The sequence below is a fragment of the Streptomyces sp. S.PB5 genome (genome assembly GCF_030403745.1).
Lineage (GTDB): Bacteria > Actinomycetota > Actinomycetes > Streptomycetales > Streptomycetaceae > Streptomyces.
Map to the genome: position 1 here is coordinate 225,630 of NZ_JAQMWP010000011.1, position 23,082 is coordinate 248,711.

The 23,082-nt window shown below is 69.5% G+C and carries 18 protein-coding genes; 9 read left to right on the top strand and 9 right to left on the bottom strand.

Going from position 1 to position 23,082, the window contains the following annotated elements; all coding sequences use genetic code 11:
- Window positions 1-28: 28 nt before the first annotated feature.
- Window positions 29-2,281 carry an FxsB family cyclophane-forming radical SAM/SPASM peptide maturase gene (locus tag PH203_RS28810; RefSeq protein WP_289923497.1) on the bottom strand — a complete coding sequence of 751 codons (2,253 nt, stop codon included), beginning with the start codon at window positions 2,279-2,281 and terminating at the stop codon, window positions 29-31.
- Window positions 2,282-2,293: 12 nt separating this feature from the next.
- Window positions 2,294-2,509, bottom strand: a complete 216-nt coding sequence (locus tag PH203_RS28815; protein WP_289923498.1) for a hypothetical protein — start codon at window positions 2,507-2,509, stop codon at window positions 2,294-2,296.
- Between the two features lie 1,182 nt (window positions 2,510-3,691).
- Between PH203_RS28815 and PH203_RS28820 the strand changes: the two genes are divergently transcribed.
- Genes PH203_RS28820 through PH203_RS28830 form a run of 3 tightly spaced genes read left to right on the top strand, consistent with a single transcriptional unit; the run spans window position 3,692 to window position 9,967 of the window.
- Window positions 3,692-4,963 (top strand): hypothetical protein, encoded by a 1,272-nt coding sequence (locus PH203_RS28820; RefSeq protein ID WP_289923499.1) that lies wholly within the window; start codon window positions 3,692-3,694, stop codon window positions 4,961-4,963.
- An 8-nt stretch (window positions 4,964-4,971) separates the two neighbouring features.
- A complete protein-coding gene (car, locus tag PH203_RS28825) occupies window positions 4,972-8,544 on the top strand; it encodes a carboxylic acid reductase (RefSeq protein ID WP_289923500.1) in 3,573 nt (1,190 codons plus the stop codon).
- Window positions 8,545-8,560: 16 nt separating this feature from the next.
- Complete coding sequence (locus PH203_RS28830; protein ID WP_289923502.1) at window positions 8,561-9,967, top strand: MFS transporter; 1,407 nt, start codon at window positions 8,561-8,563, stop codon at window positions 9,965-9,967.
- Between the two features lie 26 nt (window positions 9,968-9,993).
- Here PH203_RS28830 and PH203_RS28835 read toward each other — a convergent pair whose 3' ends face one another.
- The 7 genes from PH203_RS28835 to PH203_RS28865 form a co-directional block, all read right to left on the bottom strand.
- Window positions 9,994-10,467 carry a nuclear transport factor 2 family protein gene (locus tag PH203_RS28835; protein ID WP_289923504.1) on the bottom strand — a complete coding sequence of 158 codons (474 nt, stop codon included), beginning with the start codon at window positions 10,465-10,467 and terminating at the stop codon, window positions 9,994-9,996.
- A gap of 62 nt (window positions 10,468-10,529) precedes the next feature.
- Window positions 10,530-11,645 carry a Xaa-Pro peptidase family protein gene (locus PH203_RS28840; RefSeq protein ID WP_289923505.1) on the bottom strand — a complete coding sequence of 372 codons (1,116 nt, stop codon included), beginning with the start codon at window positions 11,643-11,645 and terminating at the stop codon, window positions 10,530-10,532.
- 95 nt (window positions 11,646-11,740) lie between these two features.
- A complete protein-coding gene (locus PH203_RS28845; protein ID WP_289923506.1) occupies window positions 11,741-12,679 on the bottom strand; it encodes an ABC transporter ATP-binding protein in 939 nt (312 codons plus the stop codon).
- Window positions 12,676-13,491, bottom strand: coding sequence for an ABC transporter ATP-binding protein (locus PH203_RS28850; RefSeq protein WP_289923507.1), 816 nt, complete (start codon window positions 13,489-13,491; stop codon window positions 12,676-12,678). The genes PH203_RS28845 and PH203_RS28850 overlap by 4 nt, the downstream gene beginning before the upstream one ends.
- Entirely contained in the window at window positions 13,488-14,354 is an 867-nt protein-coding gene (locus tag PH203_RS28855) for an ABC transporter permease (RefSeq protein WP_289923509.1), read from the bottom strand. Before PH203_RS28855 ends, PH203_RS28850 begins: the two co-directional genes overlap by 4 nt.
- Window positions 14,351-15,445 (bottom strand): ABC transporter permease, encoded by a 1,095-nt coding sequence (locus PH203_RS28860; RefSeq protein ID WP_289923510.1) that lies wholly within the window; start codon window positions 15,443-15,445, stop codon window positions 14,351-14,353. Before PH203_RS28860 ends, PH203_RS28855 begins: the two co-directional genes overlap by 4 nt.
- Window positions 15,420-17,006 (bottom strand): ABC transporter substrate-binding protein, encoded by a 1,587-nt coding sequence (locus PH203_RS28865; protein ID WP_289923512.1) that lies wholly within the window; start codon window positions 17,004-17,006, stop codon window positions 15,420-15,422. The genes PH203_RS28860 and PH203_RS28865 overlap by 26 nt, the downstream gene beginning before the upstream one ends.
- Window positions 17,007-17,186: 180 nt before the next feature.
- On the opposite strand from PH203_RS28865, the gene PH203_RS28870 reads away from it, so the two are divergent.
- The 6 genes from PH203_RS28870 (at window position 17,187) to PH203_RS28895 (ending at window position 23,074) form a co-directional block, all read left to right on the top strand.
- Window positions 17,187-17,825, top strand: a complete 639-nt coding sequence (locus PH203_RS28870) for an Lrp/AsnC family transcriptional regulator (protein WP_289923515.1) — start codon at window positions 17,187-17,189, stop codon at window positions 17,823-17,825.
- Window positions 17,826-18,046: 221 nt separating this feature from the next.
- The gene (locus tag PH203_RS28875) at window positions 18,047-19,780 is read left to right on the top strand and encodes a 2-isopropylmalate synthase (RefSeq protein WP_289923517.1); all 1,734 of its coding nucleotides are present in this window, start codon (window positions 18,047-18,049) and stop codon (window positions 19,778-19,780) included.
- Window positions 19,777-20,283, top strand: a complete 507-nt coding sequence (locus PH203_RS28880) for a MaoC family dehydratase (RefSeq protein WP_289923518.1) — start codon at window positions 19,777-19,779, stop codon at window positions 20,281-20,283. The genes PH203_RS28875 and PH203_RS28880 overlap by 4 nt, the downstream gene beginning before the upstream one ends.
- A 16-nt stretch (window positions 20,284-20,299) precedes the next feature.
- On the top strand, window positions 20,300-21,253 hold the full coding sequence (locus PH203_RS28885; RefSeq protein ID WP_289923520.1) for a 2-oxoglutarate and iron-dependent oxygenase domain-containing protein: 954 nt from the start codon (window positions 20,300-20,302) through the stop codon (window positions 21,251-21,253).
- Window positions 21,250-22,098 carry an aldolase/citrate lyase family protein gene (locus PH203_RS28890; protein ID WP_289923523.1) on the top strand — a complete coding sequence of 283 codons (849 nt, stop codon included), beginning with the start codon at window positions 21,250-21,252 and terminating at the stop codon, window positions 22,096-22,098. The genes PH203_RS28885 and PH203_RS28890 overlap by 4 nt, the downstream gene beginning before the upstream one ends.
- A gap of 64 nt (window positions 22,099-22,162) precedes the next feature.
- Window positions 22,163-23,074 (top strand): hypothetical protein, encoded by a 912-nt coding sequence (locus PH203_RS28895; protein ID WP_289923524.1) that lies wholly within the window; start codon window positions 22,163-22,165, stop codon window positions 23,072-23,074.
- The last annotated feature ends 8 nt before the right edge of the window (window positions 23,075-23,082 follow it).

Genomic DNA, 23,082 nt, shown 5'->3' on the forward strand with positions numbered 1-23,082 from the left:
GGCATTTACGGAGCCGTACCGGCCGCTCTCACCCTCGGTCCAGGAGGGGGCCGGCGCCGGCGCCGGACCGCATGGCTCCGGCGAACCGCACTCCCAGCGGGGTGAGACCGCCGCCGGCCAGCACGGCGTCCAGGGCGGTCACGGAGGCCGACCACCAGTGCCGGGTCCGCTCCGCAGCCTTCTCGCCGGTACGACGGCTCCACACGTCCGCGACCGCGAGATGGGCGTAGACACCTTGGAGGACGGCCTCCGCGGGCCGGGGATCGGGCCTCCAGGCGACTTCGTACAGCCTGTCGTGCGCCGGGTCGACCAGGCCGTACATGTCCAGCAGCGCTCCCAGTTTCGCGTGCTGGACTTCATGGATCAGCAGCAGCGCGAGGTCCTCCGCCGTGTCCGGGAGCGCGACGGCCACGGCTCCGAACGCATGCCGGGAGGTGTCGCTGACGTTCCGTCCGGTCACGGGCAGGAGCGGGGTGATCGCACGCAGTCCGACGGCGAGACCGTCCGCGTACCGCGGATGATCACGGCGGATGATGTGCCACGCGGCGGCGAACAGCTCCTGCCAGCGGCCGAATTCGTCCTCCGGCAACCGGGGCGCCGGCGGCCACGTATGACAGTCGCGGTACGGGTCGGTGTCCTCCACGGCGACCCGGATGCCGTCGGCCGTCAGATGCCGCGTCGGTTCGAACCCGGTCACGGCGTCCGGCGCGCGCAGTCGGCCGTCCTCGACGGTGAGTGTCAGTTCGCCCCGCTCCGCGACTCCGTCGTCCAGTACGGTCAGACGCCCCAGCGAGGGCAGGTGCACGGCGCCCGACCGCAGGGGGACGGTGAGCTGCAGCCGGCGCTTGGACCGGACGGCGGCGGCCAGCGCCATCTCCGCCACGCGCCCGGTGTCGAGTGGTCCCGCCCCCGTCGTGAGAGCCTCGCAGCACTGCACGGCCCAGGCACGGATGTAGGGCTGGGCGAGGACGGCGTCCAGCACGGACGCCTCCTCCTGCACCAGGCTGCGCCAGCCCTCGCCTGTCATGGCGCCCGCGTTGCGGAGGTACGCCAGGACGGATCGCCGCAGACTGGTCTGTGCCTCGGCGAGCCGGCCCACCGCATCGGCGTCGAAGCCTCCGGACGCCAGGGCCTCGAAGTCCCGCTCCGGCAGCCGGTGGTGACGCGGCGGGCTGTGCGCGTCGCGAATGTGCGTGATCAGCCGGAGCAGGCCCGCACAGTAGACGGACGGATTGTCGAACCCGCTGCCGGTGCGGTACCGGTGGCCGTACAGGCCGCCTCCGCACACCGTCACCACCGAGCAGCGACGGCATGTTCCGGGCAGGCCGCCGATGCCCGGTGCCCGGGCCAGGAACCCGGGATGGGCCGCGGCCGTGTCGAAGCTGTCCGTCCGCACATGGAATCCGGTCGCCGCGGCACCCGGGCCGACCGTCTTCAACCAGTCGGCCTGCTCGATCGCCCCGTTCGTCTCCACCACCGCCAGGTCGGGGCTGCCCAGTCCCAGGGCTTCCGTGAACCCCGTTCCCCCGGCTCCCGACGCCTCTATGGAATCGAACATTCTGACAGGGACCGGGCGGCCTTCGGCATTCCAGAGGTCGAAGACCGTCATCAGCCAGTTCGCGTAGTCGAGCGCGCCGCCGGGACCGGGCGGAGGGTGGTCCCAGGTCGCGTGGGGCAGGAGGAAGTCGATGCGAGGCGGGCGCAGTTCCACGAGGGCGCGGTACACCGCCTCCGGGTCGTTGTGCACATCCACGGTGCACAGCAGCCCTGCGAAGGCGGGCCGGTGCTCGGGTCTTCCGAGGAGCCGCACCGCGCGGACCACGTCGTCGTAGCTGCCGGAACCGTCCGCCCGCACGCGGTGCCGGTCGTTCGAGACCCGGTCGCCGTCCAGCGAGACACCGGTGACGATGCGCTCCTCCAGCAGCAGGGCGCACCATTCCTCGTCGAGGCGCAGGCCGTTCGTCTGCATACGCAGATCGAGGTCCGCCACCCCGCCGAGCGCCGATCTCAGTTCGCGCGCGATGAGGCGCAGTCGCTCACGTCCCACGAGCAACGGCTCACCGCCGTGCAGCACGACCCGCACCCGACGCAGACGATGCGCCCCGGCGTGCTCGGCGATGCGCGCAGCGGTGGCGCGGACCGTGTGCGGTGCCATGACGCGCGGCTGGTGACGCCAGCCCTGGTCCGCGTGGCGGTACACGTAACAGTGGTCACAGGCGAGATCGCAGCGACTGTGGATCTTGAGCACGAACTGCTGGAAGGGGCGGATCCGGGCGGCCATCGGCGCAGCCGGTCACAGGGCGGAGCTGAACCCATAGGACGCCGGGCCGCCCGCCGGTACGAGACGTTGCACTGCCAGTTCGTCCTCGGGAGTCATCAGATCGAGCGGAACGTCCCGGCGGTCCACGAGCAGGCTGACCGGACCGTCGTCGGCGAGCCCGTTGCTCGATTCCTCGGCAGCTCCACGCATCGCGGGCCCGGCGGAGCGGTTCAGCTCAACGCTGTCCATGACGGTTCCCCTCGGGTCTGCGCCACTGGAGCACTGCGTCCGCGTCGCTTCGCACCACGCTCGACTATCCGGCGGCGGCTCGAGCATCTCGATGTCTTCATGCTGTATTCCCACTGAGAAGCGCGGCAAGACCGACACCAGCCAACCAACGGGCGACGCAGAAGTGGGCCGGGAAGCCGGGTGATCTGCTGCCGGAGGTTGGCCGGCAGCGCGTTCACCATGTTCGTAGCAGGTCAGTGCGGCGATGGAGATGCGGCGACGGGAGCAGCCGCGCGGATCCGGATGACCGGGTACCTCATAAGAGACGGCGTGCCGCGAAGGTCAAGTTCTGTCAGCGACCACGACGACCCACGTTGGAATATGAAGTTCCGTCAGCCTCTTCTTTACATGCATGTAAGAGAACGAGGGCGGTCGACTGTTCACGAAGTGCAGCAAGCAGGTGGCGCCACAAGAAACAGCGGACTGGACCGGCGTGCAGTTTCGGCCATGAAACCTCTCGACCCGTCGTTCGGTACAGATGTCCGCAGGCGCTTGAGCAGGTGTGACCATCTCGGGGACGGCTGACGAATTCCCGCCATTTAGTTCACCTGCCATTGACGGCGCTATCGATCAGCACTGAAGATCCAACAGGCCATTACAGATGTGCGCCAACCACTTCATAGCCGTCGACGACACGTCAGCAACAAGCAGTGCGGGTTACATCAACTCGGCTCTTCCTGCGACGTACACAATATGCGGGCTTCCTACGAGCGCACGCCCCTCCCCTCCCCCTCCTCGACGGCCTTTGCCTGGTCCGGAGTTCCAGCTGGGCGGCCTGGGCGGAGGCGTCCGACAGGCACTGTTCGTGAACAGTACGCACGTTTGGCAAGAGGGAGTCCATGAAGGCTTCATCACCGACCATGACGATCCCGGGATCGTCACCGGCGTGGAGCAGGCGCTGGGCGTGCACGAGCTGCTCGTGGCAACCGCCTGGACGCGAGCGGCCCCCGCGGTGCGTCGGCCGCCGCAGGCAGCAGGCAGGAAGGCGCCTGCCCGGTCGGTACGGGTCTCCTGCCCCAGGGCGACGTCGACGAGGTCACCGCCCTGGCCGCCTTCCTGATCCCGGTGCCGCCTCCCGCCCGCAGCCGGGTCCGAGGGCGGCGGGAAGCCCGTACGGCCGCGCGCCGAGGTGAGGACCACATCATGTCTCGACCACGAGGACTGCCCATGTTCACCGAGTACAACCGCGCGTTCCTGGAGGCCCAACGCGCCTCGCCGGACCATGCGATGGCCGCCCGCGGTGCCGACCAGCTCCTGGACGATCTCGGGATCGCCTTCCGGTCGCTGCCGTACTACTTCCGTATCGACCCCGCGACCCACGCCGCGCTCGCCCGTGCGACGCGCACACTGGTCGACGCGCAGGAGAAGCTCGTGCGGCATCTGTGCACGACGCGAACGCCGGACGAACTGCGGGCACTGTTCCACGTGCCGCCCAAGATGGCAGCTCACATGGACTGGTCCACCGTCGCCTCGCGTGGCTTGCGGATGCTGCGGGCCGACATCATCCCGACCGAGTCCGGCTATTACTTCTGCGAGGTCAACCACTTCTCCGGGGTCGGTGCGACCGAGGGCTACTACAGCGCGTACGTCATGGCTGAGTTGCTGGGGCGGTCCGTGACCGGGGTGTCGCCGATCCGGCAGCAGGCGCATCTGTACATGACCGAGTGCCGGCGCGGCGGTTTCACCCGCTTCGTCATACTCGACTCGACCAAGCATCGGGCCTACGGGTTCAGCCCGCACTGGCTGTTGCAGCGCTATCTCCGGCTGATGGCGCCGGACATCGAGATCCACTACCACGACGAGCTGACGTACCCGTCCGAGTGGCTGGCCCCGGATGAGGCCCGCAAGACACTCATCCACCGCCTCGTCACCGTCGAAGACACCTCTGACGAGGGTGAGTTCCTGGTGGCGCTGCGGGACAGCGGGGCCACCTTCTCGTGCCTGTTCGAGGGCGAGCTGAAGATGCACCGACGATGGTTCTCCATGCTCTGCGACCCCGAGTACCAGAAGATCCTCAGCGAGGAGGAGCGGCAGGTCGTCCAGCAGTACGTGCCGCACACCTTCGATCTGTCCTGCGACACCCTGGAATCGGCGCTGGCGGACAAGGACCGGCTGGTTTTCAAACGCAGTTACACCTACGGCGGCAAAGAGGTGCTCATCGGCGACCGGTACACGCCCGAAGAGCTCCGCGCGCTGCTGAGCGCCGACGTCTGCGGATGGAGCTGCCAGCGAAGGCTGCACACCTCAAGCCTGGAGCTGCCCGGCCCGGACGGTGAAGTCGTGCCGTTCTACTACGTCTTGGGGATGTACCTCTACGGCGAGGGCGCCAGCGGTCTCCTCGTGCGGGGTACCGCGCATTCCCCGGTGGTCAACCTGTCGCAGGGCGGAGGGGTTTCGTGGGCGTTCGTCGAGTAGCCGTACCGATGACCCACCCGGAGTCGATGGCCGCCTCCGACCGGCAGCGGTGGCTCGCGGAACGTATCGCGGCGCTGCGGGTGGACGACCCGGAGTTCGCCGGGGCGATCCCGTCGGTCACGGTGGCGGACGGCATGCGCCGGGCCGAGGGAAGTCTGGCGGACACCGTCTCCGCCGCCATGACGGGATACATCGACCGGCCCGCTCTCGCACAGCGGGCGCGGGAGGTCGTCACGGATCGCACGACCGGCAGAGCCTCCCTGGAACTCCTCCCGCGCTTCGACGCGATCACCTACGGCGAGCTGTGGTCGAGGGTGGGCGCGCTGGCGGGGGCATGGACGACCGGTGTGTCCGGAGGGTTCACAGCAGGCGACTTCGTCGCGGTCCTGGGGTTCACCGGCATCGACTACGCGACCATCGACCTCACCTGCATGGTGCTGGGCGCGGTGTCGGTCCCGTTGCCGAGGAGTGCCTCCGCCGCGCACCTCGCGCCGGTCGTGGACGAGACACGGCCGCGGATCCTGGCGGCGGATGTCGAATCGGTCGGCATCGCGGTGGATGTGGTGCTCCGGAGCGACTCCATCGAACGGCTCGTGGTCTTCGACTACGACGGCAGGGTCGACGACCACCGTGAGACATTCGCGGCAGTCGTCGACAGGCTGCACGGACGCGCCACCGTGGTGACGTTCTCCGCTGAACTGGAGCGCGGTCAGGGGCGGTCGGCGATCAGCACCCCCGCGGACAGCGATCCCGACCGCACGGACAGCGATCCCGACCGGCTGGCCGGCCTCATCTACACCTCCGGCAGTACGGGCACCCCGAAAGGCGCCATGTACACCGAGGGAATGCTCACTCAGATGTGGCAGCGTTCTCGTGGCGGCATGACCAACGCCGGAGCGAGCGGTGACGCGCCGCTGCCGACCATCGTCCTGCACTACATGCCGATGAGCCATGCGAACGGCCGCTCCTGGCTGGTCTCCGGGCTCGCCTCGGGCGGAATCGGCTTCTTCGTGGGACGAAGCGACCTGTCCACGCTGTTCGAAGACATTTCCCTCGCGAGGCCCACCGTACTGAGCCTGGTCCCCCGTATCTGCGACATGGTCTTCCAGCTCTACCAGATCGAGGCGGAACGATACGCGGAACAGGGAACGGAAGACGATTCCGCGCATGCCGCGGCGCGCGCGGAAATACGTGACCGGCTCCTGGGCGGCCGCATTCTCAGCGCGCTGTGCGGTAGCGCCCCGCTCTCCGGACAGATGCGTGACTTCATGGAGTCGGTCCTCGGAATAACGGTGACCGACTGCTACGGGTCGACGGAGACCGGCCGGCCGGTCGTCGTCAACCAGCAGGTCCGGCGACCACCCGTCATCGACTACAAACTGGTCGATGTGCCCGAACTGGGATACTTCCAGACCGACAGGCCCTATCCGCGAGGTGAACTTCGGCTCAAATCGGACGGTCTGGTCCACGGCTACTTCAGACAACCCGAAGCCACCGCTCGGGCATTCGACGAGGACGGGTATTACAGGACCGGCGACATCATGGCGGAGGTCGCACCGGACCGCTTGGTCTACGTCGACCGCATCAACAACGTCGTAAAGCTCTCCCAGGGCGAATTCGTCGAGATCTCCCGCCTGGAAGCCCTGTACTCGAGCAGTCCATGCATCGAGCAGATCTATCTGTACGGCAGCAGCGAGCAGGCGTTCCTGCTCGCGGTGGTCGTCCCGGACTTCGCGAGAATCGGCTCGTCCGACACCGAAAAGGTCCGATCGGCTGTCAGCGATTCCATCCGGCGACTCGCGGCGGAAGCCGAACTGAATCCGTATGAGATTCCGAACGACTTCCTCCTCGAACCCGACAGGTTCTCCGTGGCGAACGGTCTGCTCTCCGGTGTGGGGAAACATCTGCGGCCCGAGCTCAAGGCTCGTTACGGCGAGCAACTGGAGTGCATGTACCAGGAGATCGCGGACCGCAGGGCCGGACTGCTCGCCCGGGTGCGCGCCACCGGCGGCAGCCGGCCGACGCTCGACACCGTCACCGGCACCGCACAGGTCGCCCTGGGACTTCAGCCACCGGAATGCCAGCCGGATCAGAGCTTCAGGGATCTGGGCGGGGACTCGCTCTCCGCGCACACCTTCTCGACGATGCTGGGGCAGGTCTTCGGCATCGAGATACCCATTCAGGTCATCATCGGGCCGACAGCCACCCTGAGCAGCATCGCCGCATATGTCGACACCGTTCGAGGCTCCGAGGCGAGCCGTCCGAGTTTCGCCTCGGTGCACGGCCGTGACAGCTCGCGGGTGAGCGCCGCCGACCTGAAACTCGGCACATTCATCGACGCCGGGACACTGGCCCGGGCCACGCGTCTGCCGCGGGCGGCCGACTCGACCCGGACGGTGCTGCTCACCGGCGCGAACGGCTTCCTGGGCCGCTTCCTGTGCCTGGAGTGGCTTGAGCGGTTCGCCCTGACGGGCGGGAAGCTGATCTGCATCGCGCGCGGACACGACGACGCGGCGGCCCGGCAGCGCATCGAGGACGCGTTCACCAGCGGGTCGGCGGAACTCGACGAGCGCTTTGCCACGCTGGCCGACCGCCACCTGGAGGTGCTCGCGGGAGATGTGTCCGCCCCGAGACTCGGCCTGCGGGACGCTGACTGGGACCGCCTGGCGGGGACCGTGGACCAGATCGTCCACTCGGCCGCGCTGGTCAACCACGTGCTGCCGTATGCCCAGTTGTTCGAACCCAACGTCGTGGGCACGGCTGAGCTGATCCGGTTGGCGCTGACCACGCGCCGCAAGCGATTCGGTTACATCTCGACGGTCGGTGTGGCGATGCTGCCGGACGGATCGTTCGTCGGCGAAGACGCCGACATCCGCACCGCGAGCGCGGTACGCCCCCTCGATGACACCTACGCGAACGGGTACGCGACCAGCAAGTGGGCGGGCGAGGTGCTGCTGCGCGAGGCGCACGAGCGCTGTGGTCTGCCGGTCGCGGTGTTCCGCTCGGACATGATCCTCGCGCACAGTCGTTTCGCCGGCCAGTTGAATGTCCCCGACCGGTTCACCCGGCTGCTGCTGAGTGTGGTCGCCACCGGTGTGGCGCCGCGATCGTTCTACGCGATGGACGCGGACGGCAGACGCCGACGTGCCCACTACAGCGGCTTGCCGGTCGACTTCACGGCAGCCGCTGTCGTCTCCCTCGGCGAGACGCTGAAGGAAGGCCATTCGACCTACAACGTCGTCAACAACCATGACGACGGAGTCTCGCTGGACCAGTTCGTCGACTGGCTCATCGAACTCGGCTGCCCCATCACCCGCATCGACGACTACCAGGATTGGCGTTCGCGGTTCGAGATCGCGCTGAAGGCACTGCCCGAACGACAGCGGAAGCTCTCCCTCCTGCCGCTGATCCACGCGTACGACGCGCCGGCACGGCCGGTACCGGGAGCACTGGTTCCCGCTGAACGGTTCCACGCCACGGTCCGGGACTGCGGAGTGGGCGGCGATCAGGGTGTTCCGCACCTCTCCATGAAGTTGATCGAGAAGTATGTGGCGGACCTCAGACTACTGGCGCTGCTGTAGGAGCTGACACGAGACGATGTCCGAAAAGAATCCCACCGTTGCCGTCGACGGCCCCGGAGAACGGGATGCCGACACGGTTCGGCCCGGCCGGGTACTGACGGCCGCCTGCCTCGGCTACGGCATGGTCGTCCTGGACACCACCGTCGTCAATGTCGCCATCCCCGCGATGCAGACGAGCCTGCACGCCGACCTGGCCATGATGCAGTTGGTCGTGGACTCCTACGTGATCGTCCTGGCGAGCCTGGTTCTCGCCGGCGCCACGGCTGTCGCACGGTTCGGGGCCGTCCCCATGTACCGGGTCGGAGTCGGCGTCTTCGGGGTGGCGTCCCTGCTGTGCGGTGTGGCCCCAGGCGGCCCAACTCTGGTCGCGCTGCGCATTCTGCAGGGCATCGGTGCGATCCTGTTGATGCCGGCCACCTTGGTGATGCTGACGAAGGCGTACCCGAGTCCCGAGGCGCGCGCCAAGGCCATGGCCGTCTGGGCCACCGTTGCCGGAAGCCCGGTGGCGTTCGGGCCGATTCTGGGCGGGGCTCTCGTCGGCGTGATCGGATGGCGCAGCATCTTCCTCATCAACGTACCTGTCGTGGTGGGTGCGTTGTGGATGGCGTCGCGGTTCATGCCTCCTGACGACCAGGGCCGCGCGGAACCACAGGACTTCGTGGGTCAGGCGCTCGCCGCGGTCTTCCTCGGGGGAGCCACGCTGGCGCTGGTCAAGGGCCACGAAATCGGCTGGGGCCGACCCGTGTGGGCCGCGATCGCGGTCGTCTGCGTGGCGTTGGCCGCGTTCGTGGTCAGACAGAGAACCTACGCGTATCCCATGCTTCCGGCCGACCTCCTGCGCAGCCGTGGATTCAGCGGGTTCGTCGGCGTCGGCCTCCTGCTGTTCGCCGGGTACTACGGGTTGGTCTTCGTGGTCAGTCTCTATCTGCAACAGGTACGTGGCTACGGACCCGTGGCCACCGGGCTCAGCTTCCTGCCGGCCGCGCTGCCCATCACGTTCACGCCCTTGCTGGCCAGCAGGATCAGTGCGCGACTGGGCGCCCTGCGGATGCTGCTGATCGCGCTGTCCCTCACGGCTCTGGGCGCGGTGCTTCTGATCGCGTTCGGCAGCTCCGGACCGGTGGGGATGAGCGTCGGCCTCTTCGCGATCGGACTGGGCTTCGGGCTGGCCACCGTTCCGCAGATCACCCTGGTCATGGCCGCGGCGCCGAGCCATCGCACCGCGATCGCGAGTGGCATGCTGACCGCGGGGCGGCAGTCCGGTGCCTCCCTCGGAGTGGCGCTGCTGGGCGGCCTGCAGTCCGGCGACACCATCGTGATCCCGGCATGCGCGGCATTCGCGGTCTATCTCCTGATGCTCCTGGTGGGTGCCGCCGCGGGCAGGCACACCCGCGGCGGCTCACCTCGGCCGGCGCAGGGCTAGAAGCTCGACCAGCTCCTGCGCGACTGTCATCGGCCGGCAGTCGTCTCGCGGGGAACGCTGCTCGCCAGGTCCTGCTGGAGGTCCTCGTGCAGGTGGATGATCCGCCACGAGCCGTTGACGCGTAGCAGGACCGCGGTGTTGCGGATCATCCGGGCGGGGAGGGACGCGTAGTCGACCCGCAGCCAGTACCGGGCGAGGGCGAGGTGCCCGAAGACGTCGATGGTCTCGCCGTGGGCTTCGAGACCGGTTTCCCGGGGGCCCGATTCGGTGGGGGGACGCCGGTCGCGTACTTCGTCCAGTTCCGTCTTGCCCCTGATGAGGCCCGGGGTCGCCGAGTCGAAGACGGTCGCGTCGGGGTCCAGGAAGGAGTCGATCCGCGGCCGGTCCCCCGCGGTGAAGGCGTGGTACATCCCGGTGATCACCGCCCACACGGCCGCGAGGTCGTCGGGGGATCCGCCGGGGCGGGCGCCGCCGGTGGGGGACGGGACGGCAACGTGCATGTGCGATGGCTCCTGTGCAGAGGGAGAGACGTTCGGGGGGCGCGGCGTGGCCGCGCGCCGGGTCAGGGCAGGACGGTCAGTTCGCGGCTGGTGAGGTTGAGTCGCTCACCGCCGCCGTCGGAGCAGAGCACGATGTCCTCGATGCGGGCCCCGAACCGGTCGGGCAGGTAGATGCCGGGTTCGACGGAGAAGGACATACCGGGCTCCAGCACCAGGTCCGAGCCGGTGACGATGTACGGCTCCTCATGGCCCTCCAGGCCGATGCCGTGCCCGGTGCGGTGGATGAAGTGGGCGCCGTAGCCCGAGTCGTCGATGAAGTCCCGGCCGATCGCGTCGAGTTCACCGGCGGTGATGCCGGGGCGGACGCCCTCGGTCTGGAGCCGCTGCGCGGCCAGGAGCACCTCGTGCAGCCGCAGATAGTCCGGCGACGGCTGCCCGACCACGTAGTTGCGGGTGCAGTCGGAGCAGTAGCCGTCCTCGGTCGTGCCCCCGATGTCGACCAGGACCGGATCGCCGGGCCGGATGACCCGGTCGGACACCTCGTGGTGCGCACTGGCGCTGTTCGGGCCCGAGGCGACGATGACGAAGTCGGTCCGGACATGGCCCTCGGTGACGATCGCGTCGGCGATGTCCCGGCCCACCTCGCGCTCGGTGCGCCCGGCCCGCAGCCACTCGCCCATGCGGGAGTGCACCCGGTCGATGGCGGCACCGGCCCGGCGCAGCGCTTCGGCCTCCTCCGGCGTCTTGCGGATCCGCAGGTCGTTCAGCACGGCTCCGGCGAGGCTCTGGTGGGTGTGGGGAAGCGCGGTGCGGAAGGCGGTGGTCTTCTCGGCCCACATGTGGTTGTCCACGGCGACCCGGGCTGCCCCGCGGGGCAGCCGCGCGGCGACCAGGGCGTAGGGGTCCTCGGTCTCGCCCCAGCCCGTGATGTCGATGCCGAGGCTCCCGGCCGGCGAGGCGTGTGCGGCGGCCCGCTCCAACTCCGGTACGACGAGGAAGGCTTCGCCGTCGGCGGGCACGACCAGACAGGTGAGCCGTTCGAGCGGCTTGGCGTCGTAGCCGGTGAGGTAGCGCAGGTCGGCGCTGGGGCTGATCAGCAGGGCGTCGAGGCCCGCGGCGGCGGTGGCCTTGCGGGCACGGGCCAGTCGGTCGCTGAGGTGGAGGGCAGGGGTGCTCACTCGGGTGGTCTCCATGCAGAATCGGGTGCGGGTTCAGTGGGGGGTAATGGGGGCAATGGGGGCAATTGGGAGTAAAGGGTCAGGAGTCCGTGGCCTCACGCCGCGTACAGGCGGCAGGCCACACCTCCCGCGATCAGCTGCGGCTCCTCGCGGTCGCAGCCGTCGAAGGCGGCCGGGCAGCGCGGGTGGAAGCGGCAGCCGGCGGGCGGGGCGGCGGGGTCGGGCACGTCACCGGGGAGTTCGGCGGGCAGGACCCCGGCGCCGTCGGCCCGTGGGACGGCTGCCAGCAGGGCCTTGGTGTACGGGTGCCGGGGAGCGTCCCAGACCTCGGCTGTCGGCCCGGTCTCCACGATCCGGCCGAGGTACATGACCGCGATCCGGTCCGCGATCAGCCGTACGACGGACAGGTCGTGGCTGATGAACAGCAGCCCGGCACCGGACTCCACGGCCAACGACCGCATCAACGTGGCCACTTGGGCCTGCGCGGAGGCGTCCAGGGCGGAGATCGGTTCGTCGCCGACCAGCAGCCGGGGCCGCGCGGCCAGGGCCCGGGCGATGGCGATGCGCTGGCGCTGACCGCCCGAGAACTCGTGCGGGTAGCGCCCGGCGGCGGATTCCGGCAGTCCTACGCGGGTCAGGTACCGCTCCGCGGTGGCGTCGTCCGCCGCCTCACCGCGCTCGGCGGCCGTACGGATCCCGTCCGCGATCTGCGCGCCGACCTGCCGGCGCGGGTTGAGCGAGCCGTAGGGGTCCTGGAACACCATCTGGACGCGGGTGAGGGCGGGGTCGCGCCGCCGTACGCCGAGCGGACGCACCACAGTGCCGTCGAAGTCGATCCGGCCCTCGGCGGGTGCGGTGAGACCGCAGACCGCGCGGGCGAGCGTCGACTTGCCGCAGCCCGACTCGCCGACCAGTCCGACCACCTCGCCGGGGGCGACGTCCAGGCTGACGCCCGCCACGGCCCGGACCGGCGGCGCGCCGGAGCGATGGTACTGGACGACGAGGTCGGAGACCGTCAGCAGGGGCGGGGTCATGACGTACTCCTGGAGGAATCGACGGGGCCCGTGGGTGCGTGGTCCGGCAGCGCGTCCAGCAGACTGCGGGTGTACTCGTGTTCCGGCGCGGTGAGCACCCGGGCGCGCGGTCCCGTCTCCACGATCCGGCCGTGGCGCATGACGCTGACCGTGTCCGCGAGCGCGGACATCACCCCCAGGTCGTGGGTGACCAGCAGGACGGCGAGGCCCAGGTCGTCGCACAGACGGCGCAGCAGTCGCAGCACTCCCGCCTGGACGGTGACGTCGAGAGCGGTGGTCGGCTCGTCGGCGATCAGGACCCTCGGGTCGCAGGCGAGGGCCACGGCGATGGCGATGCGCTGGCGCATGCCGCCGGAGAACTGGTGCGGGTAACGCCCCAGCGCCTCCTCGGGGTTGGGGATCCGCACCTGGCCCAGCAGCTCAACCGCCCGCGCACGGGCGGCCTTTCGGTCCAGCCGGAGGTGGTGGCGAAGGTGGTCGGTGAGCTGACGTCCGACGCTCAGCATGGGGTGCAGGCTGGTCGACGGGTCCTGGAAGACCATGCTGATCGCCTTCCCCCGCAGGGAGTTGAGCTCCTTGGGGGAGAGCGTGAGCAGGTCGGCGGACGCGCCTTCGAGCGTGATCCGGCCACCCGTCCGCGCACCCTGCGGCAGCAGCCCGAGGGCGGCGAGGCCGGTCATCGTCTTGCCCGAGCCGCTCTCCCCGGCCAGGCCGTGGATCCGGCCGGCCTCCACCACGAGGTCCACACCGTGCAGGATCCGTCCGCCCGAGGGCAGGTCCACGGTCAGACCGGTGATCTCCAGCGCGCTCATGCCACCCGCTCCTTCTCCGCGCCGAGCGTGCGGGCGGTGCCCGGGTCGAGGGCGTCCCGCAGCGTGTCACCGAGGAAGTTGAAGGCCAGGACCACGGTGAGGATGGCCAGGCCGGGGAAGACCCCGATCCACCACTTGTCGAACTGCTGGGTGCCCGCGGCCACCATCGAGCCCCACTCGGGCGCGGGCGGCTTGGCGCCGAGGCCCAGGAAGGACAGCCCGGACAGCAGCAGGGTCGCGGTGCCGATGTCCAGGGTGGCCAGCACCAGCAGCGGCCCGAGGACGTTCGGCAGCACGTCGACGCGCAGCGACCGCCAGGGCGAGAAGCCCAACAGGCGTCCGCTGAGCACGAATTCGCGGGAGCGGATGCCCATCACCAGGCCCCGGGTGACGCGTGCGTACGACGGCCAGGAGACGACCAGTACGGCCAGTACGGCGTTCTGGAGGCTGGCGCCGAGCGCCGCCGCGACGACCATCGCGAGGATGACCGTGGGGAAGGCGAAGACGAGGTCGGCGACGCGCATCACGGTCTCGTCGACCCACCGGCCGAAGAACCCGGCGCAGGCGCCGAGCACCCCGCCGATGAGCAGGGACAGGGCGACCAGCAGCAGGGCCAGCGGGATGGAGATGCGGGCACCGTGGAGCACCCGGCTCAGGACGTCCCGGCCTAGTTCGTCGGTGCCGAACCAGTGACCCGCGCCGGGCGCGGCCAGCCTGGGCAGGTCCTGGGCGAGCGGGTCGTGCGGGGCGAGCAGCGGCGCCGCGAGGACGACGACCAGCCAGAAGACGGTGACCAGGGCGCCGATGACCGCGAGGGGCCGGCGCCAGGCGCTCGGCAGCCGCTTCAGGACGCTGAATCTCAACTGACCCTCACCCTCGGGTCGATCACGCCGTACAGCACGTCCACGGCGAGGTTGACCAGCAGATAGATCACGCCGACCACCAGACCGACCCCCATCACGGCGGGCAGGTCGAGCGTGGTCGCGCTGCGGTAGGCGTACGCGCCGAGGCCGGGCCAGGCGAAGATCGCCTCCACCAGGACCGTCCCGGACAGCAGCGCCCCGAAGGCCAGGCCTGCGACCGTGATGACCGGGACCAGGGCCGCGCGCAGCACGTACTGCGTGAGCACCGTCCGGCCGGGGAGTCCCTTGGCGCGGGCGGCCCGGACGTAGTCCTGGCCCAGCACTTCGAGGACCGCGGACCGGGTGAACCGGGTCAGCAGGCCGACCGTGTAGGCGGTCAGCACCAGGGCGGGCAGCATCAGATGGCCCACCGCGCTCCAGAAGACCGGCCACTGTCCGGCCAGCGCAGCGTCGAGCGTGTACAGGCCGGTGACGTCCGGCGGCGCGGTCATGCCGGGGTCGAGCCGTCCGCTGCCGGGGGCGATGCCCAGGCGGTAGAAGAAGAGGTAGAAGGCGAGCAGCGCCAGCCAGAAGGTGGGCACGGAGACCCCCAACAGGCTGAGCACGCGCAGGAGTTGGTCGGTCAGCCGGTCCTTGCGCAGGGCCGCGATCACCCCGAAGGCCACGCCGATGACGAGGGACAGCACGATCGCCGTGCCCGCGAGCTCCACGGTGGCCGGCACCGCCGTGCGCAGATCGTCCAGGACGGCCTGGTGGCTCTGCTGCGACTCGCCGAGGTCGCCCTGGAGCAGATTGCCCAGGTAGGTGACGTACTGGAGGGGCAGCGGCTTGTCGAGGCCGTAGTGCTCCCGGAACTGCGCGACGATCGCCGGGTCCCCGACCGCGCGCTGCCCGAGGGCGGCGGCGGCCGGGTCGCCCGGCACCAGGTTGGTGAGGATGAAAGTCACCAGCGTCACGCCCAGCATGAGCAGGACGGCCGTACCGGCGCGCCGGGCCAGGAAGTTCGCGAACGGGTGGCGGTGCCGGGCGGCGGCGACTCGGTCGCGCAGCCGCCCGGCCCCACCCTTACTTGCTGCCGACGGCCGCGACATCGAGCGTCCAGACGGGGTTGTAGGTGACGCCGGTGACCGAGGCGGCGGTCACCGTGTGCCGGCTGGGCTGGAGGAGCGGGACGAACGGGCCGGAGGCGTTGAGCTTCGTCTGGATCTGCTCGTACAGCGCCTTGCGGGCGTCGTCGCCGATGGTCGTGGCCGCCTTCTCGCCCAGCGCGGTCAGCTCCGGGTCGGCGCCCGCCTTCCAGCCGGCACGCAGGCCGACCAGGTTGCCGGGCAGGAAGACCAGGTAGTCGCTGGGGTCCGGGTAGTCGGGGCCCCAGTACCAGAGCCCGGCCTCCTCCTTGCCGCTGCGGTACTTCTCCAGTTCGGTGGTGGTCGGCGCCGGGGCGAGGTTCACCGTGATGCCGACCTCCTTGAGCTGGGCCTGGAGGCGCTCGGCGATCGTCTGCAGGGACAGGCCGTCCACGGTCAGGTCGCTCGGGTAGCCGAGCGACACCGACGGGTTCTTCAGACCGCTCGCGGCGAGCGCCGCCTTGGCCCCGGCCAGGTCCCTGGAGGTGGCCTGCGCGGCGGGCAGCGCCCCGAGGAAGGTCGACGGGATGACGCCGGCCGCCTGGACCGAGCCCTTGCCCGCGATGGACAGCAGTCCGGCGTAGTCGACGCCCTTGCGCACGGCCTCGGCGAACTTCGCGTTCGAGGTGGTGGAGCTGATCTTCTTGTCCTGGTTGAGCAGCAGGAACACCACGTCGGAGGAGGTGCCGCTGAGCACCTTCAGGCCGCCGGTCAGCCCCTCGGCCTGGTCGGCGGTGAGGTCGAGGGCGATCTGGCTGTCACCGCGCTGCACGTTCAGCTTCTGCGTCGGTGCCTGGACGTTGCGGATCACGATCTTGTCGTAGGCGGGCTTCGCCGAGCCCGTGTACTTCGCGTTCTTCTCCAGCACGACCTGGGTGTTGGTGTTGAACGAGGTCAGCGTGTACGGGCCGGAGCCCGCCGAGTGGGTGTTGAGGTAGGTCTCCGCCTTGTCGGCGGCGGTCGTGGAGCCGCCGTTGGCCTTGACCGTCTTGCTGTTGAGGATCCCCAGCGCCGGGTTGGGCAGGATGTACGGCAGCGCCGGGTTGGCCTTCTTCGAGGTCAGGGTGATGGTGGTGGCGTCCGTCTTCGTCACCGTCACGCCGTCGAGGAGGAAGGACGGGTTCCCCTTGAGGCCGATCACCCGGTTCAGGGAGAACACCACGTCGTCGGCGGTGAGCGCGCTGCCGTCGGAGAACTTCGCCCCCGGCTTCAGCTTCAGCGTGAGCGTCTTTCCGTCCGTGGACTGCTCGTACGTCGCCAGCTCCGGCACGGGCTCGGTGACATCACCGCCCTTGAAGGTCAGCAGGGTCTGGTAGAGCGCCTTGTCGACGATCCCGCCCGTCGGCTCGAACTCGCGCCCGGGGTCGGCGGTCTTGAGGTTGAACGACGTGTCGATCACCAGGGTCTTGCCGCCACCGGCGGAACCCGACGTGGACCCGCCGGAGCAGGCGCTCAGGGTGAGCGCCGCAACCGCGAGCAGGGACAGAGCGGCGGCCGGGGAGGACCCGGTACGTAGTCTCGACATGCGTGTCTCCGTGCTTGGGGCAGAGCTGAGGCAGAGCGGGGAAGGGGGGCCGGGCATCGTCGCCGACGGCGTGAGGAGAGGAACGCCCTGGACAATTCATCGCCAGGGTGGGGTGAAGCTACACAGAAGTTCCAGTGAAGTGGGAACCTCTTGGATGAAAGTCTTGGGAAGGGGTTCTTCATGGGAGATGTGTCCAGAGGCGACTCGTCATCCGGCGACCGGACTGGACGAATCGGCATCGGTCTCACCCTCGACGCCGTCCATCTGAAGATCCTCGACGTCCTGCGGACCCAGGGCCGGATCTCCGTCGCGGCCCTCGCGCAGCGGATCGGCATCTCCCGGGCGAGCGCCTACACCCGCTTCGAGGCCATGGTCGACGACGGGGTCATCGAGGGCTTCAACGCCCGCGTCGACCCGGCCCGGGTCGGCCTGGACATCTGCGCCCTGGTCTTCGTGACGGTCCGCCAGGACATGTGGAAGCAGTTCCGCGCGACCCTCGCGGCCATGCCGGAGGTCGAGTACTGCGCGGTCACCACCGGTCAGCACGACGCCATGATCCAGATCCGGGTGCCCAACGTGGCAGCGGTGCACCGTCTCGTCACCGAGCGGCTCGCCAATGTCCCCGCGGTGCGGGCCACCGAGACCGTCTTCGTCCTGGACGAGGTGTTCCGGCGCCCGTACGTCCTGCCCTCCGACGGGCCGGCCGGTGAGGCGTCGACGACCGCACCCGCGGACCCGCCGGGCGCGAGCCAGTTCGGCATGACGCGGTTCATCCGTGCCAGCGAAGGCCGGGCCGACATGGAGCGGGGCAGCATCTGACGGGTAGCCAGTTTGTGTTGGATGCGGGCGAGTTGACCGCCGCGCGCAGGCACCCACGGGCTCGAATGTCTTGACATCCGAGAATCGCGGCGGCTCTAATTTCCTGCGTGGAGAGGCGAGAGATTCTCGCGCAGGAAATACCCATGTGGACAGCGTAGAGCCCAGTGTGCCGCCGCTCGAGCGTTCGTGAGTAACGCGCAGGTTCGCCAAGGGGAAAATCTATGAAGTCACCATCGCCCGCCCGCAGTTCGTCCGACGTTCAGCCTTGGTGGAACCCGCAGCAGCCGTCCGGGATGCCGATCCACCGCTACCAACGTCCCGGACCGCTGGAACCGCACCGGCCCCTCTCGCGCACCTGGCTGGACCGTCCGCTCGACCACGCCCCCCTGTGGAGCTCGGTGGACCTGCGCGACGGCAACCAGGCCCTGGCCAACCCGATGGACCAGCGGCGCAAGCGCAAGCTGTTCGACCTGCTCGTCCGGCTGGGCTTCAAGGACATCGAGGTCGGCTACCCGTCCGCCAGCGAGGCAGAGTTCGAGTTCGTACGTCACCTCGTGACCGGCGATCGTATACCGGACGACGTCACCGTCACCGTCTTCACACCGGCCCGCCCCGACCTCATCGACCGCACCTTCGAGGCGGTCCGGGGAGCGGACCGTGCCGTGGTCCATCTGTGCCACGCCACCTCCTGCCTGTGGCGCGAGGTCGTCTTCCGGATGACCCCGTCCGAGGTGCTGACGCTGGCCCGGCAGAGCGCGGAGCGCATGGTGCGGCTCGCGGACCGCGCCGACGGTCAGATCCGGTTCGAGTACTCGCCGGAGACCTTCAACGTCACCGAGCCCGACTTCGCACTGGAGATCGCGAACACCGTCGCCGAGATCGTCGACGCCACCCCGCAGCGGCCCCTGACGCTCAACCTGCCGAGCACCGTCGAGATGCACGCACCCGGTGTGTTCGCCGACCAGATCGCGTGGATGCACCACCACCTCGACCGGCGCGACGCGATCATCCTCTCGGTGCACCCCCACAACGACCGCGGCACCGCCGTGGCCGCCGCCGAATACGCGCTCGCCGCGGGCGCCGACCGCGTCGAGGGCACCCTCTTCGGCAACGGCGAACGGACCGGCAACGTCTGCCTGGTCACCCTGGCGCTGAACCTGTTCAGCCGCGGCATCGACCCCCAACTCGACCTCTCCGACCTCCCCGGGATCCGCCGGATCGTCGAGGAGTGCAACGAGATGCCGGTGCCGCCCCGTCACCCGTACGCCGGCGAACTCGTCTTCACCGCCTTCTCCGGCACCCACCAGGACGCCATCGCCAAAGGACTCGCCGGCCTCGACCGGCAGGCCGCCGAGGCACGGGTGCCGGCCCGCGAACTGCCCTGGGACGTGCCGTACCTGCCGATCGACCCGAAGGACGTCGGCCGCGACTACGAGGCGGTCATCCGGGTCAACAGCCAGTCCGGCAAAGGCGGTATCGCCCACGTGCTGCGCTCCCGGTGGGGGCTCGACCTGCCGGTGGAGCTGCGGGCCGAGTTCGCCGGGGCGATCCAGCGGATCACCGACGTCACCGGCGTGGAGGTGGAGCCGGACCGGATCTGGGACACCTTCCGCGCCGAGTACTGCGCCGCGGGCGACCGGTCCGCGCTTCCCTCCCCCGCTGACGACGCCGACGACCCCGTCGAGCTGCTGCTCGCCGCGGTCCGTGCCCGCGGGGTCCGCGCGGAGGTGGACCAGATGACCCCCGGCCCGGCCGGACTCGACACCGGCGCCGCGCACGCCTGCTACGCCAGGCTGCTGGTGGAGGACCGCCCGGTCTGGGGCGTGGGCCTCGCCGAGACGCACCGGGCCGCCGTGGTCCTGGCCGTGCGCGCCGCACTGCACCGCAGCGGTGTCCGGCCCCTCGGAAGCGATCCCACACCGCATCTGGCCGGACCGAGGGGGACTGCCCGTTGAGCGACACGACACCGCCGGCCTACGTCGAGATCGAACCGGGACGCTTCCGCGAGGACGCAGGCCTGCACTACGAGGACTACGTGGTCGGCCAGGTCTTCGAGCACCGCCCGGGCCGCACCATCACCGCGACGGACAACATCTGGAGCTCGCTGCTCAGCCTCAACCAGCACCCGCTCCACATCGACGACGTCTACGCCTCCGGCACCCCCTTCAAGAAGCTGCTCGTCTCCAGCCTGGTGACCTTCGGGATCGTCAACGGCATGACGGTCAGGACGATCAGCCAGAAGGCCGTCGCCAACCTCGGCTGGGACAAGGTCCGGCTGAACGCCCCCGTGTTCGTCGGGGACACCCTCTACGCCGAGACCACCATCGTCGCCAAGCGCCCGTCCGCCACCCGGGCGGGCGAGGGCATCGTCACCGTCCACACCGTGGGCCGCAACCAGGACGGCGTCCAGGTCATCGAGTTCGACCGCACGCTTCTGGCCTCCCTGCGCACCCCCTGAGAACAGGAGACCCACCATGACGGCACTCCCGGTCATCAGCCTCGATCCGGCCCGGTACGGAGACGAGAAGAAGGTCGCCGACGAGATCTCCCGGGCCTGCACCGAGGTCGGCTTCTTCATCGTGCGCGACCACGGCATCGACCGAAAGGTCTTCGACGACGCCTACGAGCTGTCCCTCGACTTCTTCCGCCGGCCCGCCGAGCAGAAGAACGCCCTGCCGATGCGCACCAGCACCGCCCGCGGCGACAACGACTACAGCCCCTACGGCTACAGCGCCCTGCTCTCCGAGAACGCCTACGCCTACACCGGCAAGCAGGGCATGCCCTCGGACTACGTCGAGAAGTTCAGCGTCGGCCGGCTCGTTCTCGACGACACCGAGGACCTGCCCTTCCCCGCCGACCAGGACGGGGCCAGGCTGCGGACCGCGCTGAAGACCTACTTCACGGCCTGCGAGAGCATCGCCGCCCGGCTGACCGAACTGCTCACCGTCGCCCTGGAGTTGCCGCGCGACTTCTTCGCCGTACGCACCGACCGCTCCAACGACTCGCTGCGCTCGCAGTTCTACCCCGGGGTGAAGACGGAGTTCCTCAACGACCAGGGCATGGGCGAGCACACCGACGGCACCCTGATCACCCTGCTCACCGAGGACGGGCCGGGGCTGCAGCTGCGGGACCTGTCGGGCGAGTGGATCGACGTCGACGTGCCCGAACGCGACTGGTTCATCGTCAACATCGGTGACCTGATGGCGCGTTGGTCCAACGACGAGTACGTCTCGACCCCGCACCGGGTCAGGCTCGTCGACCGCCCGCGCCAGTCGATCGTGTTCTTCAAACTGGCCAACGACGACGCCGTCATCGAGTGCTTCCCGATGTTCACACGGGAGCGGGAGGCCCTCTACGAGCCGATCCGCTACGAGACGTTCTCCCTGCAGAAGATGGACGCCCTCTTCGGACGCGAGGTCCGGTCATGAGGGTCGACCCCTGCCTGTTCTACGTGCCCGCGTCGCGCGCCGACGCCCTTCTGAAGAACGTGCCCCGGCACTCGATCGCGCTCGTCCTCGACCTGGAGGACTCCGTTCCCCGGCACGCCAAGCCGACCGCCCGCGAGCGGCTCGCCGACGTCGACCTGACCGGGACGGGACTGTCCGGGGTCTCCGTGCGGATCAACAGTGTGGAGACGCCCGACGGACTGCTCGACATCCAGACGCTCCTCGCCCTGGGCGGGGAGGTCGGCGGCCTTCCGGTGCAGACGGTCCTGGTGCCCAAGGTCGCCGCCGGACGGGACGTGGCCATCTACCGCTCCCTGCTGTCGGGCCTCGCCGATCCGCCGGAGATCTGCAGCTTCATCGAGACGGTGGACGCGGTCGAGAACGCCTTCGACATCGCCGCGGCCAGCGACGGACTCTGCTTCGGACAGGCCGACCTGATCGCCGAGATGTGGGCGCCGGACGAGTCGTACCTGGCCCACGCGCGGGCCCGGATGTGCGTGGCGGCGGCACGCCACGGCCTGCCGGTCATCGACACGAACTCCTTCGAACTGTGGGACATGGACGTCGTACGCGCCCAGTGCGAGGCCGCCAAGCAGTGCGGCTTCACCGGAAAGGCGGCCATCCACCCCAAACACCTGATGCCCATCCTGGAGACCTTCGCCGTCGGCCCCGAGGAACTGGACGGCTTCCGCCAGACGATCAAGGACTACGAGGCCGACGAACGGGGCTTCGCCGTGAGCAAGGACCAGGTCCTCGCCCCGCCCTTCGTCCTCAGAGCCCGCCGCATGCTCGCGCTGCACGACGGACAGGCACGCCCGGTCCGCTGACCCCGCCCGCCCACGACCACGCACCCGCCAGCCGAGACCAGCCCCGGCAACCGTGGAGGACACAGTGAGCACCACGATCACGGACATCGTCAAGCAGGCCGACATCGATGTCTCCACCTACGAAGTGAGCCTGGTGGACGGCAAGTTCACCCCCGTGCCCGGCGACCTCGTCACCCGCCTCGTGGACCTCGTCGCCGACGGCGCGGGCCTGGCCGTCCTGCGCGGCGCGAGCGCGCTGCTCGCCCTGCACGGACGGGACATCCGCAACGAGGCCGACGCCGCGCTCGTGCGCGACTACTTCGAGACGATCTTCAAGGAGTTCAGCGCCGAGGTCGACTTCTCCCTGCACACCCCGGTCGTCATGGGATACGACCAGGTCGCCAGCATGGACGTCGACGGCTTCAACAAGAACACCAGCTTCACGCCCAACTCCGACCACACCGAGTCGCGCGAGTTCCTGACCACCAAGTGCGTCCACTTCGACGCGGCGACCACGTTCATCGGCAATGTCTACGGCCCGTACACGAACATCACCGGCGGCCTGCCGATCGTGAGCGACACCCGTGAGTTCTGCCGGGCCAACGGCGTCGACCCGGCCGACCTGGTCGAGCTGATGCCGCACAGCTACAACGTCGCGGTCAAGGAGGAGTACACCGAGGAGATCCTCGCCCACCACTCCCTCGCGCTCGACGTCGACCTGGACTCCGACATGGTCATGGTCGTCCTCAACAACGAGGTCTCCGGCGGACTGGCCCACGCCGGCACCACCCCACGCCTGACCGACCCCGCCAAGCCGGGCAAGCGCCCCCTGCGCCACATAGAGCTCCAGTTCGCCGACGGCGAGAACCTCGACAACTGGTACCGGCACTACCGCCTCCCCCTCCCCGAGGTCCACGTCACGGTGCCGGAGGTCGACACCCCGGACCACGACCGCTACCACCGCGGTGTCGGCGCCGTGCCCGCGGCGCAGGGCTGAGGCGGCCC